We start from the raw sequence: 19,805 nt of genomic DNA, 5'->3' as shown, positions 1-19,805 counted from the left end.
ATGAAAACGGCATATAAGTTCAGTGCTTTTTGCTTTGTGCCTTACGCCTTTTGTTTCCTGAACTTGTCTTTTAACGCCTTTTCGACAGCCTTTGGCACAAGCCCTTTCAGCGAGCCTCCAAAAAAAGCTATCTCCTTTACAAGGGTGGATGAGAGGAAGATATATTCACCGCTGGGGGTCATAAAAACCGTCTCTATATTTGCATTAAGCCGCCTGTTCATCAGTGCCATCTGCAGCTCAAAATCAAAATCAGATACAGCCCTCAAGCCCCTTACAAGCGCGATGCTTTTTCTGCTGTCCGCGTAATCAACAAGAAGGTTGTCAAAAGACTCTACTCTTGCGCCATTAAGCCCTTTCATGGATGACTTTATCAATTCTATTCTTTCCTCAGTAGTAAAGCACGGCTGCTTCTTCCGGCTCGGAGCAACAGCGACAATGACGCTGTCAAATATCTTTAACGTCCTTTTGATCAGGTCTATGTGGCCGTTTGTAATAGGGTCGAATGTTCCGGGATATATGGCGGTCTTCTTCAAAACATGCCTCCTCTGCCGATTCCATTATACTTTAACATCTTCAGATATCTTGTAAAAACTCAAGACCGTATCTCCGTAATGATAATCTTTTGTTTTCTCAAGCCGTTCAAACATCTGAGGCAGCTCCATTTTAACAAAGTGTTCAGCAATTACAATCCCGTCTTCTTTTAAAATGCCTGACTTACCGATGGCAGACATAGCCTTGTTGATCTCATCTGTATGATAAGGAGGATCAATGAATATAATGTCAAAGCTCAACCCTTCTTCTTCCGCCCATTCAATAAATGACGACACTTTTCTTGATATAACCTTTGTTTGCCCGCCAAGCTCTTTTTTCTCAATAGCCTTGTTGATCTCTACAATATTCTTCTTGGCGACCTCAACAAAAAAGACCTCTGACGCACCTTCTTTAAGAGCAGCAAAACCTACCGCTCCAGTGCCTGCATAAAGGTCAAGGAACCGCGCATTTTCCACCCTGCTTCTAATAATGTCAAAGAGGGCTTCCCTGACCCTGTTTGATGTGGGCCTTAAAGACTTGCCTTTATCATTGTTTCGTTCTTTCATAAATAAATGACCCTAAATGAGGAGATAAATTCACAGATCGTCCCGTGTCAATAGGCTGCCATTACCCTGGTTTTTCAGATATATGTTCTCACACCATACATGGTTGTACGAACCTAAAGACTTCAATGTTCCAAGTCCCTTACTTTTAAGCTTATTCTTTATCTCAAGAAAGAGCTTTGCCTCAGAATCAGCATCTGTGCCTGCACGATGAGGGCATTCATTAACGATCTGATACCTCTCAAGCAAATAATCAAGCCGATGATAAGGATAATCCGGATGAAGCTGTCTTGATAACTTTAATGTGCAAATAGCATTATGAGAAAGGTCAGTATCCAAACGCTGAAGCTCATATCGAATAAACCTCATATCAAACGGGGCGTTATGTGCAACCAAAACAGTATTATGAATAAATCCTGATATCTTCCCGGCAACATCAATAAATAGAGGCGCATCTTCAACCATCCAGTCCTGTATGCCGTGATAAATGGTGTTTGTTATATTGACACAGGGGTTTATAAGTGTCTCTAATTTATCAACAATTTCACCATTAATAATCTTTGTAAGCCCGATTTCACAAATCCGGTCAAATGTCGAAGTTCCTGTCGTCTCAACATCAACAACAACAAATGTGTGTTCATCTAAAGGTCTATCCATAGAAATCAATGAACCATCAAAAGATTATGAACAAGTTTAACCGTTTATCTCTGATATCGTCAATAATAGAGATCTCACAATAATCTTAAAATAAAACATGCAGGTTACATATATTCATACTTTTAAATTACATTATTCCACTTTCTGTAATAACCTTCTTTAAAGAAATATGTATAACATATATATAGATAGGGCTTTACTTTTTTTTTACATTATATTATATTGGTATTGCTCAATAAGAAATTATATAAACATAAACTTTACTTATAGATTTAATTCGGGTTCTCCTTATCCGGAACCAATGAACTAAACTTTTTAAAAGTAGCTTAAGCAAAGGATTATGGCACAAGAGGCAGAACTAAATACAGAATTTAACAACATCAGGCAGTTGAAGCTAAGGGCTGAAGCTGATAATCTTCACAAGATATCTCAGCTGTTTCACTTATCTAACCTGGAAAAACAGCTTGAGGGCGACCCGGAGAAATGGTGGAAGGTTGTAAGTAAAAAACACCTTATAAACGCACTTAACTTCATAAATTTCCAGGACAGCAGCATCCTAATAAACCTGAGACACAAAAAGTACGATAATACTCTCTCTCTCTCTGCTACACCTCAGCCTTGTATAGATGATACATTGAATTGTTTATGGAAGGATTCTTCTTTGGAAAATCAGAATCTTAACTCATATGAATTCACTAACTTCCTGCTCTCTGACGGACAAGAGCTTATTCTGACCAAAGCTGAACTGATAAGCATTGATGAAAACGGGATAAGATTAACTCTGCCAGAAAAATCTTACGAGGTAAGCTCCAGAAAGATCAGGAGAAATTCATGCGAAGGAATTCATGTTCAGTTCATGCAGAACGGGGTTATCTTTAACGGCTCACTCGTTGATTTCAGCGCCATATCCTTTTGTGTTGAACTTTCCTCAGACAAGTCCCAGTCGTTTCATTGGATAAATCCGGACCTGCAGGTCTATATTATCCTGAAGAATGGCGAAGAAACACTGTATTCAGGTATCTGCGAAATAATAAGGCAATCTTCCGGTCAAAAGACCAAAACATTTATCCTGAAACCTCAAAGCAACCAGATCACAAGGGTTAAAGCAAAGGAGTTCAGGAGTCTCAGACAGAAACTTTCACCAACACCAAACATTATATTCACCCATCCTTTTACAAATAAGAGAACGATACTGAAGGTCTTTGACCTCTCCGGTTCCGGCATTTCTGTAGAAGAGGCACAGGATAATTCAGTTCTAATGCCGGGAATGATCTTCACAAAACTCGGCATTGAATTCATGAACAGCTTTGTTATAAATTGCAAAGCGCAGGTCATATACAGAAAGAAAACAGACAAAGGAACCGTATTATGCGGCCTTGCTATATTAGACATGGCGCCTCAGGATCAGGTAAGACTTTCAGCTCTCCTGCATCAGATAAAAGACAGCAATTCATATGTGTGCACCACCAACGTTGACCTGGATGAACTATGGAATTTCTTCTTTGAGACCGGGTTTGTCTATCCGAAAAAATATGCATTTATCCAGAGCCAGAAAAAGAAATTCAAAGAGACATATGAGAAGCTCTATACTCAAAACCCCGATATTGCAAAACACATAATCTACCAGGACAAGGGAAAGATCTACGGACATGTCTCCATGTTCCGTTATTATGACAAAACCTGGATACTCCATCACCATGCGGCAAAGATGTCCCAGCATCATAAAAAAGCCGGCCTCATTGTCGCCGAGCAGCTCGGGCACTATGTTAATGAATTTCACCGTATGTATTCTTCGCATATGCACTTCCTTGCCTGTTATTTCAGGCCGGAGAACAGATTCCCGAGCCGTGTTTACGGCGGAGTTGCCCAAGAATTAAATAATCCTAAAAAGTGCTCAATTGACAAGATGGCTTATTTCCTCGGCAAAAAAAACCTTGATGCAGGAGACCTTCCTGAGGGTTGGGTGCTGGGGCAAACCGCAGCGGAAGACCTTAACGAATTAGATAATTTCTATGAACATACTTCCGGCGGGCTTATGATCCATGCCCTTGACCTTGATTCGTCGATGGCCGATTCGGTAAACATCGACGATGAGTATAAGAGGCTGGGCTTTAAGCGTGAAAGACGCCTCTTCTCATTAAAGAATAACCATGCCCTTAAAGCGATATTCATGGTGAATATATCAGACATCGGCCTGAATATGTCTGACCTCACCAACTGCATTCATGTATTGGCGCTTGATTCGGAAGGGTTCAGCTGCGACATCCTCAACATTGCACTCGCAAAGCTATCAACATACTATGAGCATGACGAAATGCCGGTACTGCTTTTCCCCCATTCTTTTGCCGAAGAACAATCAATTCCTTATGATAAGACTTATAATCTGCTTGTATTAGGCATTGACCATTTCGATCATTACTTCAAACAGCTTGAGAAATTACTGCGTATTATAAAATAAGGTTTTTTATTCCTTAGCTTTTTTTACTTTCCGATATAATTGGATAATCTGAGATTCTCAAATGAAACGAAAAGAAAACTTACTCTTATATAACAGCAAAATCATAAATACTTATTTAAAATTTATAAGGCGCAACTATGATTACATAAATATCAAAGAACTCCTGCACTGCGCAAAGATGGAATCCTACCAGGTTGAGGATCCGGGGCATTGGTTTTCTCAGGAACAGATAAACAGGTTCCATGAAAAGCTGAAGAAGCTTACCGGCAACAGGGAGATCGCCAGAGATGCCGGCAGATACTCTGCATCTCCTGATGTTATAGGCGTAATGAAACAGTATGTTCTCGGTCTTGTCGGACCAAGTAAGGCCTATACACGGTTAGGCAAGGCTGCTTCAAACTTCACAAAAGCATCTACATTTAACACGAGAGATTTAGGCCCAAATAAGATTGAGTTAGTTGTCACTCTTAATGATGGTGTCCGGGAAGAAGCATTTCAATGCGAAAACAGACTTGGTTATATAGAAGCTGTATCTAAGGTATTCAACTATAAATTACCGGCAATAGAACATCCGGAATGTATCTTTAAAGGAGGGGCGAAATGCAGATATATTGTCTCTTGGCAAGAATCGCCGGTTACTTTCTGGAAGAAGGTAAGAAACTATACGGCATTGGCCTTTGCTGTTATTTTATTAGCTTTAAGTTTGATCTCGCCTTTCTTTACTCTGACAACCATGACCCCCTTGTTTTTAGGAAGCTTAATCCTGCTAAGTTGGTATGCTGTAACCACAGAAATTAAAACCTTGAATTCTGCGGTCAATACTTTAAAAGATACTTCAGAGAAGCTTGCTGAACAAGGCAAAATTAATTTTAATTATACCCTGATGATAAATGAAATCGGGGAGACACTTAGCAGGTTTTCAGATATGGACAGTCTTGTAAATAGGGTTATTGAGATATTGGAGAAACGCCTCGACTTTGACAGAGGTATGATCCTTCTGGCAAACCGGTACAAGACCAGGCTTGTCTTTCATTCAGCATTCGGATATTCCGGGGAAGAGATAAAGTTTTTAATGGAGACCGTCTTTCATCTTAATGACCCTGATTCAAAAGGGATCTTTGTAGTCTCTTTTAAAAAACAAACCCCCTTCCTGATAAATGATATTCACGAAATAGAAGGCTATCTCTCTCCCTGGAGCCTTGATTGTTTAAAGAAACTGGGAACAAAATCTTTTATCTGCTGTCCTATAATTTACGGGAAAGAATCATTAGGTATTCTTGCCGTTGACAATATTAAAACAAAGAGGCCGCTTGTTCAAAGCGATATCAATCTACTAATGGGTATTGCTCCCCAAATAGGAATAAGCATGCAGAATGCGATGCTTAGGGATGCAAAAGCTAAACAGTATAAGGCTATTTTGCAGATTCTGACAGCAAATATGGAAGCCCATGAGATAAGTACCCTGCTACCCAACAAAGATTCTCACCATTTGAAAGAATCGAATAAAAAAAACTGGAACTAAGAAAATGAAATCAATGTTTAGTTATAATAGTTAAACAGTTAATTGTCCAACCTATTATTTCAGTATATAGATATAATGAAAAAAGAAAAAGACATCCCTTTATATAATAGTAGAATAATAAATACGTATATAAAATTCATCAAACGTAATTATAGTTATGTCGATGTGAACGATTTGTTGCATTACGCAAAGATGGAGTCCTACCAGGTTGAAGATGTCGGCCACTGGTTTACGCAAACACAGATAAACCGCTTCCATGAAAAGCTGAAAACCCTCACCGGAAATATTGAGATCGCAAGGGAAGCTGGCCGATATTTAGCCTCACCTGAAGCTACCGGATTATTAAGACAATATATTTTAGGTCTTGTCAGCTTACCTAAGGTTTACGAGATAGCTGGGAAAGCCGCTAGTAAATTTACCAGATCCTCTTCTTATTCATCAAAGAAAATTGGTTCCAATCAAATCGAACTCTCTGTCTCGCCTAATACCGGAGTAAAAGAAGAGCCATTCCAGTGTGAAAACAGACTCGGTTATATTGAAGCACTTGCAAAAATATTTAATTATAAATCAAAGAAAATTGAACATCCTGAATGCGTTTTCAAGGGAGGAACATCTTGTCGTTACATTATATCCTGGAATGAATCCCCTGCTACTATCTTAAAAACAATAAGGGCATATGCAACCTTGCTCTTTTCAACTTTCTGTCTGATATCTGCTTTTTTTGCCCCGCATCTTACATTAATTACTTTCCTGCCGGCGTCAGCAATTATCCTGTTACTTATGAGCTGGTATGCAGGCAACTCGGAAATCCGCGAATTGAAGGCCGCTGTAACCAGTCTTGAAGGGTCATCGGAAAAACTTATTGATCAGATAGATATAAACTACAACAATGCCCTAATGATAAATGAGATAGGGGAAGCCTTAAGTAAACAGGCAAACATTGATGGCATATTAGCAAAGGTAATTCAGATCCTTGAAAAACGTCTTGACTATGACAGAGGTATGATCCTGCTTGCAAATCAGGATAGGACGCAATTGATCTTCCGAACAGGTTATGGATATCTTAAGAACCAAGTAAGGTTCCTAAAAAAAGCTGTTTTTCATCTTGATAAACCTGATTCAAAAGGAATATTTGTTGTTTCGTTTAAGAAGCAGGAGCCTTTTTTAATAAATGACATTGATGAGATCGAGGGCCTAATGACTGCCCACAGTCTGGAATTTGCCAAAGCAATGGGCGTGAAATCATTTATCTGCTGCCCGATAGTATATGAAAAAGAAACATTAGGCATACTTGCGGTTGATAATATAAAAAGCAAAAAACCTCTGGTTCAAAGTGATATCAATTTACTGATGGGAATCGCTCCGCAGATAGGAATAAGCATGTACAATGCCTCGCTCCGGGATGCGGAAGCAGAGCAGTTTAAATCAATTCTTCATGTGCTTGCTGCGAGCATTGATGCCCGTGATCCTCTTACGGCAGGCCATTCTGAGAAAGTCACAGAGTACGCTCTTGGAATATGCCATGAAATGAAATTGTCTCACGATTACTGTGAGATGGTCAGGGTAGCTTCCTTACTGCATGATTACGGGAAGATAGGCATTGAAGACGCTATCTTGAAGAAGCAAGGCCCTCTTGAACCGGATGAATATGAAAAAATAAAGACCCACGCTACAAAAACAAACAAGATTCTGCACCAGATAAACTTTCAGGGAATTTATAAGCAGGTTCCGGAAATCGCCGGTTTTCATCATGAAAAAATTAATGGCAGCGGCTACCCTAACGGGCTTAAAGGTGAAGAAATACCATTGGGCTCTCAAATTATAGCTGTTGCAGATTTTTTTGAAGCTATTACATCAAAGCGTCACTACAGAGACCCTATGCACCTCGATATAGCATTTGATCTTTTGGAAAACAAAATTGATATTTTCTTTAAAAGAGAAATCGTAGAAGCGCTTATAAGCTACTATAAGAGGGAATACAAAGATAAACAGCCTGTACAACTTGAGTTATAAATACCTTTAAACTGGTTTCTCCCCTCTGCATAAAATTATCGGGGTATATGTAAATCTTCTGGGGTGAGAAAAAAAACTTTTACACTCCTGTAAAAATTCTTCGTGTCCTCCATCAAACTCTTTAAAATCATAGTTTATTTTTTTTGGAACCACTTCCAGTTTTTTTATCCAGTTATAAGCATCAATATCTTTTAACTCACCAAAAATTACATGGTGAGCAGCAACATCAACGTTGATATTTTTATAACCAAGGTCATATATATAAGAATAAAGTTTTCTTCCTGCATAAGGATCAAAGTTCATTTTTTCCTCAAGAATTTTCATTATTGATGCAATAGTTCTTTCAACGCGTTTTGAATATCCATAATGGTTTAAAGGATTATGATCAAGATCAACTAAGCAGAGTATGCCCCCTGGTTTTAATATCCTATCCGCATTCTGCACTATATCAATGCTATCAGCACGGTAATATTCAAGAACAAATCTTGTCCAGACAAAATCAAACTTCCCTATTACATCCATTGATTCTTTAATATCAAGGCACTTAAACTCAATTCCTTCGCCTTTATAATGCTTTTCTGCATATTCTATTCTATCCTTGGCAAAGTCTATTCCAACTACTTCTCCACCTGGTTGAACAAGTTTATGTAAAACTGAGGTAGTCTTGCCCGAACCGCATCCAAGGTCGGCAACCCTCATTCCAGGCTTAATACCTGCCCAAAGAGCCTGCTTCTCCACTATGCTGGCATCAGTCTTTAAGTCAAGTCGCGTGGTCTCTTCCGCGCTTTCCATTAAATATTTACTGTTAGGCACTGATTAAACTCCTTTTAATTAATTTCATATAGATCATCAAATATCTTACTGTATATCATGGCATATTATAATAATGCGAATTTTCCCAGCCCTTTTTAAAGGCTTTATTTAAATGATATATGGCAATAAATGAATGAAATCTCTTTAGTGAAAAAAGAGATTTGATCATCCTGAAGAGGAAAATATAAGGCGAGTATATTCTACTTTTTATATAATTATTTCCGTTATATATTTCTTTTTCGTTAATTCCTTTAGGTTCATGAACAAGATGAGAAAACCTGAACTTTACCCAATCATCAGGAAAATTAGTGTGCTTCAATCTGCCCTCTGATTGCAAGCGATCGAATAAGCTGGTTCCCGGAAGCGGCGTTAAAATCGTTATCTGTGCAACATCAACTCCAGCCCTGACTATGAAGTCGCTCAGGTCTTCAAAGTACTTCATGTTTTCATAATCATTACCTATGATAAAAGCTCCAAGCACTCCTATGCCATATTTATGAAACCTGCCAATTATATTTTTAAAATTATCTATCCCAATCTTCAAGTTAATTCCCTTTTTCATATCTTTAAGGCTTTCTTTGCTGATGGTTTCAATTCCGACAAGGGCATAGATACAGCCGCTCTTAGCAGCATACTTAAGAACCTCCTCGTTCTCCCCTGTATTAATTGAGGTCTGCATACACCATTTTTTCTTTATGTTTCGCTTCTGCATTCCCTTAAATAACCTTATGGCATTTTCTTCAGAACTCTTGCCATAACCCACAAGATTATCATCAAGAAAGATAATATATTCGTTCTCTATTTTCTCTAATTCATCTAAAATATCCTCTGTTTTCTTTTGTCTGTAATCTTTACCAAGATATCTGGAAACCGAGCAAAAATCACAGCCAAAAGGGCAACCACGAGATGTCTGTATGGTTCCCCAGAAATATTTATTACTTAATAAATCTCTCCTGGGTAAAATATGGTAATCTCTTAATGGCACCGCAGGCCCATTATATTTTTGCTTTAAAACGTTATTCTCAAAATCTTCAATAACCTTCTTCCAGATGAGTTCAGCTTCACCAACAACAACTGCGTCAACATAATTTACTGCTTCATCAGGAAGCACAGAGGCATGAATGCCCCCTAAAACAACTTTGATTCCCTTATTACGATAAATAGCCGCAATCTCATATGCTCTGTTAATATTGGCAGTAAATGATGTGATTCCTACAAAGTCTGCGTCCTTATAACTGAACTCTGCAATATTCTCATCTATGATTTCTATATCCCAGTGGTCAGGGGTCAATGCCGCTACATAGGCAAGGCTTAAGGGTGGATAAGCAGAAAATTTACTAAGTAGCAGGCCGCTTTTCTGCCCAACAGGATTTATAAGAATTAATTTTCTTTTCATTTTTATTTCTCTTTATAAATAAATTAAAACTGTTTATAATAACGTCAAACTTGATATAAGTCAAAAAAACAATTTTGTAATATTATCTGTTAGCTTTTAAGCCTTTTGTTTTTAAACATTATTGTTTGACAAGAATAATTATTATATGGTTTTATAACAAAATATTGGGTCGTTATTTTTTTGTTTTCAGATCACAATAACCGTTCATCATCTCAAATATCTTTAACAAAAAAGGAGGGGTTCAATGAAAAAAACAACACTGTTAAAAGTCATGTCATTCCTTATGCTTTCGTTGTTGATTTTCTGTCCTGCACAAGATGTTCACAGTTCGGGTTTTGCCATATATACACAGGGGGCTGATTCCCTGGGGCAAGGCAATTCCGTTACCGCACATCTTAAAGCCCCGTCAGCCATATTCATCAACCCGGCTCTTATTAACCAACTGGATGGCACACAGTTAGAATTGGGAACGACTTTTATCTCCCCCTCACGTGAATTCACGAGTGACACAGGCGCAACCTTTAAGGCTGAACACAATATCTTTTTGCCAAGCACCCTCTTTGTTACTCGCAAATTCAATGACAAGCTGAGCTTCGGGCTTGGTGTATTCAGTCCATTCGGCCTTGGAAGTGAGTGGAGTCCGACTTGGGAAGGACGATACATTGCTACCAGGTCAGAATTAACTACTATTAACATAAACCCTGTTATTTCATATAGGGTATTACCAAATCTTGCAGTTGCAGCAGGTTTCGATTATGTTTTCCTTGACGCATCATTGGAGAATAAGATAAATTTTTCAGCTTTTTCTCTTGCGGACGGAAACAAAAGATTTGAAGGAGATGGGGGCGGATATGGTTACAATCTCGGCCTCCTTTATAATTTAACTGATGATATCGCAATAGGCGCCTCCTACCGCAGCACAGTTGAGATCGAGGCTGAAGGAACTGCCTCCTTCGACCTGCCTGCAGGTCTTCCAATAGCACCCTTGTTCCCTGATACAAACGGTACGGTTACCATAACACTTCCTCAGCAGATTCATGCCGGAGTTGCTTTCAAAGGGATTGATAAGCTTACCCTGGAAGCAGGCATCAGATGGGAAGGATGGTCTTCTTATGACCAATTTAAAGTTGACCTTGAGAAGGCAGTTGCCGGCAGCAAAGTATCCATTGTACCCAAAAACTGGGACGATACAACATCCGTGCTCTTTGGAGGAGAATACCAGCTGAATGATATGATCGCGCTGCGTGCCGGATATCTTAAAGCAGGCAATCCTGTTCCTGATGAAACATTTGAACCGGCAATCCCTGATGCTGATACAGATATATACACTATCGGAGCGGGCATAAAACGCAACAACTTAAAAGTTGACCTTGCCTATGGTTTTCAGAAAGTTCACGAGCGGCAGAAAAATAACACTATAGATGACAATACAGCTACTCCCTTAAACAGCGCCTTAAGCGCTAATGGAAAGTATAGAACAGCGATTCATATGCTGGGTGCAAACGTATCTTACCGTTTCTAACCAAGCTTAACTCTATCTAAAAAAGGGTTGTGCCTTAATCAGCACAACCCTTTTTTATCGTGTTAAACTTGCCCGACAGAGTGAATTTATTTTTTTTATTCAACTAAAAGCAGCCATTATACCTATTGACACTAACTTAGTTATTGGGTATAAATATCCATCATGCATGTTAACGCTGAAAAAGCAAAAAAAATCGCTGCAATCCTAAGCTGCCTCTTGCAGGAAAACAACATATACTGCAATAACTGTGAAGATGCTAATACATGCAGTTTACTCGGAGAAGCGTTAGTAAGCGCAACAACCAACTAAACTGATTAATGCCTTGGGCTTCTTCTTAATAGTCTGACCTACACCGCACCATTTTCTATTCATCCAAGCCGTATCTCTTCATCATTTCATCAAAATACTGTAATATTAATAAACAAAGGGGCGTTTTCTCATGAAGGACAAAATAAGAACTCCCGAAGAACCTGTTAAAGACCTGCTGAAGCTTCGCCGAAAAGTGGCGATGCTGGAAGCACTGATTGAGGAAAAATCTTTGTCTGAAGAGCGGTACCGTTCACTGGTGGAGTCAACTGAAGACTCCATATACCTGGTTGACCGCGATTACAGGTATCTCTTTATTAACAAAAAACACCTTTCAAGGTTAGGGCTTTTAAAGAACAACTTTCATGGAAGAACATTTGACGAATTTCATTCGGAAGAAGACACAAGAGACTTCACTGAAAAAGTAGACAAAGTATTTAAGACCGGCCGTTCCATTCAGTACGAACACAAAAGCAGAATGGATGATAAATACTTTTTGCTGACACTCAGCCCTGTAAGGGGAAAACACAAGAATATCATATCCGTAACCGTAGTATCAAAAGATATAACCAGACTAAAAGATTTAGAGGAAAACCTTCGCACCCTGTCATTGACCGATGACCTGACCGATCTTTACAACAGGCGCGGATTCTTCGCCCTTGCCGAGCATCAGCTGAAAGTGGCAGACCGTCAGAAAAAAGGCCTTTTTCTCCTTTATGCCGACTTTGATAATTTAAAAAAAATAAATGATAAATTCGGTCATAATGAAGGCAGCAGGGCGCTGGTTGAGACCGCAAAGATCCTCAAAAAACATTTTAGGAAATCAGATATAATGGCGCGTATGGGGGGAGACGAATTTGCAATTATCCCGGTAGTAAGCACCGGGGAGCGTCCTGACAAGATTGCTGACCGTTTAAAGAAATATCTGGAATTATATTATTCAAAGAAAAATTTCGGCTACAAGTTATCAATAAGCATCGGAATAGCATACTACGACCCTGATAAACCCTGCTCAATCCATGAACTTCTTTCAAGAGCTGATAAATTGATGTATGAACAGAAAAAATTAAAGTCAAAGTGACAGCTTCAATCGCTTATCAAGCAGCATGACTTGACAGGCCGGGTTTATTATTAAAATGAAAAGGCCAAAGCAAATCGACGCATTATCTCCGCTCAACAAACAGGACTGGACCGGCATCTTCAATACAATAACCGACATGATCACCATCCACGATAAAGACTTCAATATCATACATGCAAACGATGCAGCAAAGAACAATCTGTACCTGCCGCTTCCGGGCGAAAAAGATGCAAAATGCTTCAAATATTACCACGGAACTCTCTGCCCTCCAACCGGATGTCCGAGTTGTGAATGTGTCAAAACCGGAATACCTTCCTCTTTTGAGCTTTTTGAGCCACATTTAAACAGGAATATTGAGATACGGGCAATCCCACGATTTGACAATGAGAATAACCTCATAGGCGTGATACATATCGTCAGAGATATCTCAAAACGTATCCGCGATGAAGAAGAGATCAGAAAGACAAGCGAAGAACTTCGCAAGCTTACTTCCCACCTGCAGTCAGTGCGTGAAGAAGAGAGAAAACATATTGCCCGTGAGATACATGATGAATTAGCTCAATTACTGACAGCATTGAACATGGACATCTTCTGGCTTCACGGAAAATTACCGAAAGAGCAAAAAACAATTCATGAAAAAACAGCTTCAATGTTGAAGCTCATCGACAAGATACTGCAAACCGTATCAAAAATATCTTCAGAGCTTAGGCCCGGGCTTCTTGATGATCTCGGCCTTCAGGAAGCTATGGAATGGCAGACAGATGAATTCCAGAAACGGACAGGCATCAAGTGTAACGTCGCCTTCAGCACCCATAATATCATTGATCAGGAACGCGCCACTACAGTATTCCGCATATTCCAGGAGACACTGACAAATGTTGTACGCCATGCAAAAGCGACAAGAGTAGCGGTAGCTCTTAAAGAAAAAGACCATGAGCTTACACTGGAAGTGAAAGATAACGGAAGAGGAATAACAGAAACTGAGATAACCAATCCTGATGCTTTCGGGCTGATAGGTATCCGTGAACGCGCGTATTATTGGAAAGGGAAGGTCAAAATATCAGGAAAACCTGATAAGGGCACTACCGTAACTGTCCGTATTCCCCTGAATAATAAAGAGGAACAAAAAATATGATTAAGATACTGATCGTTGATGACCACGCAATTGTCCGTGAAGGACTGAAACAAATACTCTCGGAAACTTCCGACATAGTTGTAACCGGTGAAGCGAATAATGGACAGGAGGCCCTGGAAAAAGTATGGCATAACAAATATGATGTTGTCCTTTTGGATATCTCGATGCCGGGCAGAAACGGGCTTGAGATACTTAAACAGATAAAGCACGACAATCCTGCGCTTCAGGTTCTTATATTAAGCGTATCTCCGGAAGAACAATATGCTGTCAGGGCCTTAAAGGCCGGCGCTTCAGGTTATCTGACAAAAGAGAGCACTCCCAACGAACTGATAGCCGCTATCAGAAAAGTCTCAAGCGGGAAAAAATATGTAAGTTCTTCACTTGCAGAACGATTGGCCTGCCATCTGGAGGCCAAATCAGAGGATTCTCTCCACGAGTCGCTCTCTGACCGTGAATATGAGGTGATGTGTATGATCGCATCCGGCAAGGCAGTCAAGGAGATCGCGGAGAGCCTTTGTCTCAGCGTGAAAACAATCAGCACATACAGATCACGCATCCTGGAAAAGATGGAAATGAAGAACAATGCGCAGTTGACCCATTACGCAATAAGCAACCGGCTTGTAACTGACTAACGCGGTCTTCTAAGTATTAAAAATCCCTTCGCCAATTTTTCTTCTCATAGGACAAATACCTACAAAAAAATCAGACTGCCACTTATATTTGATCCCATAAAAAGGTGTTAGATTTTATAGAAGAAAGGCGGAAGTTATGTTACTTAATAATCCGATAACAAAAAAAGAGGCGGTGCCAGTTAAAAAGGCCGTCAATTACAAAGCTGAATTTGCTTATGACAATATGCATTATCCCGGGGTCATAGTAAATCTGTCTGAAAACAGCCTTTATATGATCTCCTTTCCTACAAACAGTCCCATAAGATTAGCTCCCGGAACAAGGTTGCAGGTAAAACTGGATCCGCCCTATCAAGAGCCAATTTGTCTGCAATGTCAGGTAATATGGTCATATAAAACTCCGCCTCACGGGCTGACACATAGCATCGGCATGGAGATAGTCAATGCATTCCCTAACTATCAAAATTTCCTGAAAGACCTTTCCTGAAAAATCCCCTGCGGTTATTCTTTAACCGGGTTTCCCAAACCCCGTTAATCCCTTCTTCTTTGACTTTTTACTTTATTTTGTTATACTTGGCTTTAAATAACTCTTATGACCGACGATTCAAAAAGACGTTCTAAAAGAAAAACATTCAGATTAAAAGCTGAAATCACACTGGGCGATAGAACTTATAGAGGTTTTATAGAGAACCTCTCCGGGGAAGGGCTCTTCGGTGTGATCATACGTGATGAAGCATTAGAAGACCTTAAAGTTCATATGCTTGTGAATGTAAAATTCGAGTTTCCCACAGGAGAAGTTTTTAATCTTTTCTGTGAGATCAAGAGATTGCAGGAAAATATGGACGCCCTTGTCGGACGAGTATATAATTTCGGCATGGAGATAATCGATCAGTCCCCAGAGTATAAGAAATTTATCTTGACGCTATAGCAAGGTGAATATATTTTTCACCCGATCAACTTCTTCTATTCTTCTGTAACTCTCCATCTTTAAGCAAAACATCTCTGGTTCCGTCTTTATGTATCAATGTCACAGTTGGTCTGAAGAATATAAAATCCTGGTGAAAAGGCGTTGAGATTCTGCCGCCGAATGAACTATTATCACCTAAGGCCATATGAACCGTGCCGAATATCTTCTCTGATTCCAGGATATTATCGAGCCTTACAGCTCTGTCATTTGTGCCAATCCCAAGTTCTGCCAGATTTCTATTCTCTTTTCTTTCAGACAGCTTCTTCTTTAACTCGTTAATATAATTTTCCTTTCCTTCTACCCTTTCAACATTTCCCTTTTTAATATGGAGCGTTACAGGGCTCTTTAATTTGCGGGTAGGAGCCCAATCAAGCACAAGCCTTCCATTAGCCGTACCCTCAAGCGGTGCCAGAAATACTTCACCTGCAGGCAGGTTGCTGAATTTTCCGGATGTTGTGATCATTCCTGTATCTGCTTTTGCCATCCTGTTTTTCTTGGAAAATATTATAGATGTGCCATTTGGCGTAGCTACTTCTATAATTTCTGCTCTTTGAACCCTGTCTGCCATGCGATCTGTCCTTTTCTCCATCTTTTTCCAATCAACACTCATCGCTGTCTTAAACATGGATCCCTCAAAGGTCGGCATGCTTGCATAACGGGTTCCACATATTCTCGTAAGAAAATCTCTGAACCTGGTGTGACTGGTGGAATAATATGAAAGCGCAACAACAGCGTTAACAGCTTCTTCTTTATATCTTTTTACTATACGCTCTGCTTCGTTAAGTTTTACAGGTAATATCCTCTTATTAATAATAGAGTTCAGTATTTTTTTATTAATGAGTTCAGTAACTATGTTATTGCCAAAAGCTTCTCTCCAAAGTTCTTCAGGCGGTTCTGCCCCATGGCTTTCTGTGCTGTTATATTGTAAGTAACCGGCTCTATTACAGAATGTGTTGCCTATATCTGAAACCTTCTTCGAAATAGTTATCAGTTTCCTGCTTTTATTATCAGTAAAGACAAGCAGTTTCTCTTTCTTACGAATTCTGAGATTAATTTTAAAAATATTTTCTATTATTTTATCTTCTTTTGTTTTCATATCAGCAGAATATTAAGAAGCTTATTGTTATTATCTTTATATATTTAATAATAATAGTAATAACATTGTTTATAGTGTTGACTAATATTTAAACACATTGAATTTACAAACAAATAAGACGTTCATTAACAGGTAGAAAAGCCGTCTCTTTTCTTGACATCTTGGTATATAAGATGATACGATTTGAAGCTGGCAGCTTTCATTATAACACTTCACTATACTGATAGTATTATTTGTCCGGCTGAAATTAAAAGGACCAAGAGCCTGAATTCCTTTGATAATGTTCTTGTCTAAGGAATTTAATATGTTTAAAGAAAACTGGCATTAAATAACATAATATAGTTTATTGAAAGAATAAGTTAATAACATATAGAAAAGTCATACTCACCATTACTCCACAGTTTAACAAGAAGGATATTATGTCACGTATATACAATTTTAGTGCAGGGCCTGCGGTACTGCCTCTTGAGGTGATCGAGCGCGCAGCCTCTGAAATGGCAGACTGGCGTGGAAGCGGTATGTCGGTAATGGAGATGAGCCACAGGGGTAAAGAGTTTATGTCCATTGCCGCAAAGGCAGAGGCAGATCTTAGAGTAATAATGGCCATTCCGGACAATTACAAGGTATTGTTCCTGCAAGGTGGCGCTTCAAGCCAGTTCGCCATGATACCGATGAACCTTTTAAGGGGTAAGCCGTCGGCTGATTATATCAATACCGGCGCCTGGTCAAAAAAGGCGATATCCGAGGCAAAGCGTTACAGTAATGTGAATGTAGCAGCAACGAGCGAGGCGAGTAATTTTTCAACCATACCGTCATATAATGAGTGGAAACCCGATCCGGACGCAGCATACCTGCATTATACGCCTAATGAAACGATTGGCGGAGTTGAATTTCATTCAATACCTGATGCCGGCAATGTACCGCTTGTTGCTGACATGTCTTCAACGATCCTTTCAAGGCCGATAGATGTTTCAAAATACGGAGTTATCTACGCAGGCGCACAGAAGAACATAGGGCCTGCCGGCCTTACTATTGTGATCATAAGGGAAGACCTCATAGGTAATGTATTGCCGGGAACTCCAACAATGCTTAATTATGAAACACACTCCAAGTCGGACTCGATGTACAATACACCGCCGACATACAGCTGGTATATAGCAGGCCTTGTCTTTGAATGGCTCAGGGAAAAAGGCGGGCTTGAGGCTATGGCAAAGATAAATAAACGCAAGGCTGATAAACTTTATACCGCGATAGATAACTCGGATTTTTATAGTAATCCCGTGGATAAAAACTGCAGGTCATGGATGAACATCCCGTTCATACTTGCTAAACCGGATCTGGATAAAAAGTTCATTCAGGAGGCCGGGGAGGCCGGACTGGTAGCGCTCAAAGGCCATCGCTCGGTCGGCGGCATGAGAGCGAGCATCTATAACGCCATGCCTGAAGAAGGTGTTGACGCGCTGACAACCTTTATGGCGGAATTTGAGAAAAGAAACAGTTAAAGGAAAAGGAAATAGATCATGAAAGTACTTGTAAGCGACAATATATCAGCAAAGGGCGTGGATATCCTTAAAAACGCAGGCCTTGAGGTAGATGTCAAGACCGGCCTAAAGCCTGAAGAGCTGCAAAAGATAATCGGGGAGTATGACGCACTTGTTATACGCAGCGCCACAAAGGTAACAGCCGAGATAATCGCAGCAGCTGAAAAGCTCAAGGTAATAGGAAGGGCTGGTTCAGGGCTGGATAATGTTGACAGGAACGCGGCTACCATGCGGGGCATAGTTGTCATGAACACCCCGGGCGGAAATACCATAACCACGGCTGAGCACACGGTCGCTCTCATGTTCTCTATGGCGAGGCAGATCCCCCAGGCAACAGCTTCGATAAAGGCTGGAAAGTGGGAAAAGAAGAAATTTAACGGTGTTGAGCTGTACAACAAGACGCTCGGCGTAATGGGGCTCGGCAACATAGGCGCCCATGTTTCCAAGATCGCAAAAGGCGTAGGCATGAATGTTATCGCCTATGACCCGTTCCTCAGCGAAGAGAAGGCGAAAGCGCTCGGCATAATCGGGGTCACATTTGATGAACTGATCGAAAAGTCGGACTTTATCACAGTACATACACCGTTGACCAAAGAGACAAAGGGCTGCATCAATGCAAAGACCATCTCCAGAATGAAGGACGGAGTAAGGATAATCAATGCAGCAAGAGGCGGCATTATAAATGAGAAAGACCTTTATGACGCGCTCAAATCCGGTAAAGTGGCAGCTGCGGCATGTGACGTATTTGAGGTCGAGCCGCCTGCAGGCAATCCGCTGTTGGAGCTTGACAATGTGATCGCAACCCCGCATCTTGGCGCATCGACAGATGAGGCGCAGGACAATGTCGCTGTGGCTGTTTCCGAACAGATAGCTGACTATCTTGTGCACGGGACGATAAGGAATGCGGTCAACATCCCTTCAGTGCCTGCAGATGTTCTGCCTAAGCTCCAGCCGTATCTCGGCCTTGCTGAAAAGCTCGGCAGCTTTCTCTCCCAGACCATTGAAGGCGGCATCAATGAAGTTACAGTTGAGTACAGAGGTGAGGTGGCCGGGCTTGTGCTTGAGCCTATAAAGATCGCTGTGCTCAAGGGGCTGCTCGAGCCTGTGCTTGAGGAGACCGTGAATTATGTAAACGCGCCTTTTATAGCGAAGCAGAGATGCATTGAGGTCAAGGAGATAACCACAGATGATGCCGGAGACTATCACAGCATGCTGGTCATCAGGGTAAAGGCCGGCGCAAAAGAGAGTGTCATATCCGGAGTGCTTCACGGCAAGAAGGATCCGAGAATAATAACAATAGACGGCCACGTGATCGAGGTCAGGCCGATGGGGCATATGCTCTTCCTTACAAACAATGACAAGCCAGGCGTGATCGGAGATGTCGGGACCATGCTCGGCAAGAACAAGATAAATATCGCAAGAATGCAGTTCGGCCGTGAAGGCGAAGGCGGCATAGCCATTTCAGTTGTGAGCATAGACTCTCCGGTTTCACAGGAGATACTTTCAGAGATAAAGAAGCTTCCAAACGTCCTTTCAGCAAAACAGATCTACATACCGAAATAAAACTTAATCCAT

The 19,805-nt window shown here is 40.4% G+C and carries 17 protein-coding genes; 11 read left to right on the top strand and 6 right to left on the bottom strand.

The window, feature by feature from the left end; genetic code table 11:
* Positions 1-41 precede the first annotated feature (41 nt).
* The 3 genes from coaD to HY807_04360 are packed head-to-tail and all read right to left on the bottom strand — an operon-like array spanning position 42 to position 1,751.
* Positions 42-533 carry a pantetheine-phosphate adenylyltransferase gene (gene coaD / locus HY807_04370; protein MBI4825637.1) on the bottom strand — a complete coding sequence of 164 codons (492 nt, stop codon included), beginning with the start codon at positions 531-533 and terminating at the stop codon, positions 42-44.
* A 24-nt stretch (positions 534-557) separates the two neighbouring features.
* Positions 558-1,097 (bottom strand): 16S rRNA (guanine(966)-N(2))-methyltransferase RsmD, encoded by a 540-nt coding sequence (gene rsmD, locus HY807_04365; protein ID MBI4825636.1) that lies wholly within the window; start codon positions 1,095-1,097, stop codon positions 558-560.
* Positions 1,098-1,127: 30 nt separating this feature from the next.
* The gene (locus HY807_04360) at positions 1,128-1,751 is read right to left on the bottom strand and encodes a 3'-5' exonuclease (GenBank protein ID MBI4825635.1); all 624 of its coding nucleotides are present in this window, start codon (positions 1,749-1,751) and stop codon (positions 1,128-1,130) included.
* Between the two features lie 340 nt (positions 1,752-2,091).
* On the opposite strand from HY807_04360, the gene HY807_04355 reads away from it, so the two are divergent.
* The 3 genes from HY807_04355 to HY807_04345 all read left to right on the top strand — a co-directional run bounded on the left by HY807_04355 (position 2,092) and on the right by HY807_04345 (position 7,744).
* Entirely contained in the window at positions 2,092-4,209 is a 2,118-nt protein-coding gene (locus HY807_04355; protein ID MBI4825634.1) for a hypothetical protein, read from the top strand.
* A 61-nt stretch (positions 4,210-4,270) separates the two neighbouring features.
* Positions 4,271-5,731, top strand: coding sequence for a GAF domain-containing protein (locus tag HY807_04350; protein ID MBI4825633.1), 1,461 nt, complete (start codon positions 4,271-4,273; stop codon positions 5,729-5,731).
* A gap of 75 nt (positions 5,732-5,806) precedes the next feature.
* The gene (locus HY807_04345) at positions 5,807-7,744 is read left to right on the top strand and encodes an HD domain-containing protein (protein MBI4825632.1); all 1,938 of its coding nucleotides are present in this window, start codon (positions 5,807-5,809) and stop codon (positions 7,742-7,744) included.
* A 6-nt stretch (positions 7,745-7,750) separates the two neighbouring features.
* On the opposite strand, the gene HY807_04340 is transcribed toward HY807_04345, so the two are convergent.
* Both HY807_04340 and HY807_04335 read right to left on the bottom strand, forming a co-directional pair.
* A complete protein-coding gene (locus HY807_04340; protein ID MBI4825631.1) occupies positions 7,751-8,557 on the bottom strand; it encodes a class I SAM-dependent methyltransferase in 807 nt (268 codons plus the stop codon).
* Positions 8,558-8,612: 55 nt separating this feature from the next.
* Positions 8,613-9,953, bottom strand: coding sequence for a B12-binding domain-containing radical SAM protein (locus HY807_04335; protein ID MBI4825630.1), 1,341 nt, complete (start codon positions 9,951-9,953; stop codon positions 8,613-8,615).
* Between the two features lie 244 nt (positions 9,954-10,197).
* Here HY807_04335 and HY807_04330 point away from each other — a divergent pair, with 244 nt between their 5' ends.
* The 6 genes from HY807_04330 to HY807_04305 all read left to right on the top strand — a co-directional run bounded on the left by HY807_04330 (position 10,198) and on the right by HY807_04305 (position 15,554).
* A complete protein-coding gene (locus HY807_04330) occupies positions 10,198-11,475 on the top strand; it encodes a TonB-dependent receptor (GenBank protein MBI4825629.1) in 1,278 nt (425 codons plus the stop codon).
* A gap of 439 nt (positions 11,476-11,914) precedes the next feature.
* The gene (locus HY807_04325) at positions 11,915-12,862 is read left to right on the top strand and encodes a sensor domain-containing diguanylate cyclase (protein ID MBI4825628.1); all 948 of its coding nucleotides are present in this window, start codon (positions 11,915-11,917) and stop codon (positions 12,860-12,862) included.
* 55 nt (positions 12,863-12,917) lie between these two features.
* On the top strand, positions 12,918-13,997 hold the full coding sequence (locus HY807_04320) for a PAS domain-containing protein (protein MBI4825627.1): 1,080 nt from the start codon (positions 12,918-12,920) through the stop codon (positions 13,995-13,997).
* On the top strand, positions 13,994-14,629 hold the full coding sequence (locus HY807_04315) for a response regulator transcription factor (protein ID MBI4825626.1): 636 nt from the start codon (positions 13,994-13,996) through the stop codon (positions 14,627-14,629). The genes HY807_04320 and HY807_04315 overlap by 4 nt, the downstream gene beginning before the upstream one ends.
* Positions 14,630-14,765: 136 nt before the next feature.
* A complete protein-coding gene (locus tag HY807_04310) occupies positions 14,766-15,113 on the top strand; it encodes a PilZ domain-containing protein (GenBank protein ID MBI4825625.1) in 348 nt (115 codons plus the stop codon).
* Positions 15,114-15,218: 105 nt separating this feature from the next.
* Positions 15,219-15,554 (top strand): PilZ domain-containing protein, encoded by a 336-nt coding sequence (locus HY807_04305; protein ID MBI4825624.1) that lies wholly within the window; start codon positions 15,219-15,221, stop codon positions 15,552-15,554.
* Positions 15,555-15,579: 25 nt separating this feature from the next.
* Here HY807_04305 and HY807_04300 read toward each other — a convergent pair whose 3' ends face one another.
* Positions 15,580-16,689 (bottom strand): aminopeptidase, encoded by a 1,110-nt coding sequence (locus HY807_04300; protein ID MBI4825623.1) that lies wholly within the window; start codon positions 16,687-16,689, stop codon positions 15,580-15,582.
* A gap of 419 nt (positions 16,690-17,108) precedes the next feature.
* On the opposite strand from HY807_04300, the gene serC reads away from it, so the two are divergent.
* Positions 17,109-18,191: a 3-phosphoserine/phosphohydroxythreonine transaminase gene (gene serC, locus HY807_04295; GenBank protein ID MBI4825622.1), complete on the top strand. Its 1,083-nt coding sequence runs from the start codon at positions 17,109-17,111 to the stop codon at positions 18,189-18,191.
* An 18-nt stretch (positions 18,192-18,209) separates the two neighbouring features.
* On the top strand, positions 18,210-19,793 hold the full coding sequence (locus HY807_04290; protein MBI4825621.1) for a phosphoglycerate dehydrogenase: 1,584 nt from the start codon (positions 18,210-18,212) through the stop codon (positions 19,791-19,793).
* Positions 19,794-19,805: the final 12 nt, after the last annotated feature.

It is taken from the genome of Nitrospirota bacterium (genome assembly GCA_016207885.1).
Lineage (GTDB): Bacteria > Nitrospirota > Thermodesulfovibrionia > UBA6902 > UBA6902 > JACQZG01.
This window is presented reverse-complemented; position numbering and strand designations above follow the sequence as displayed.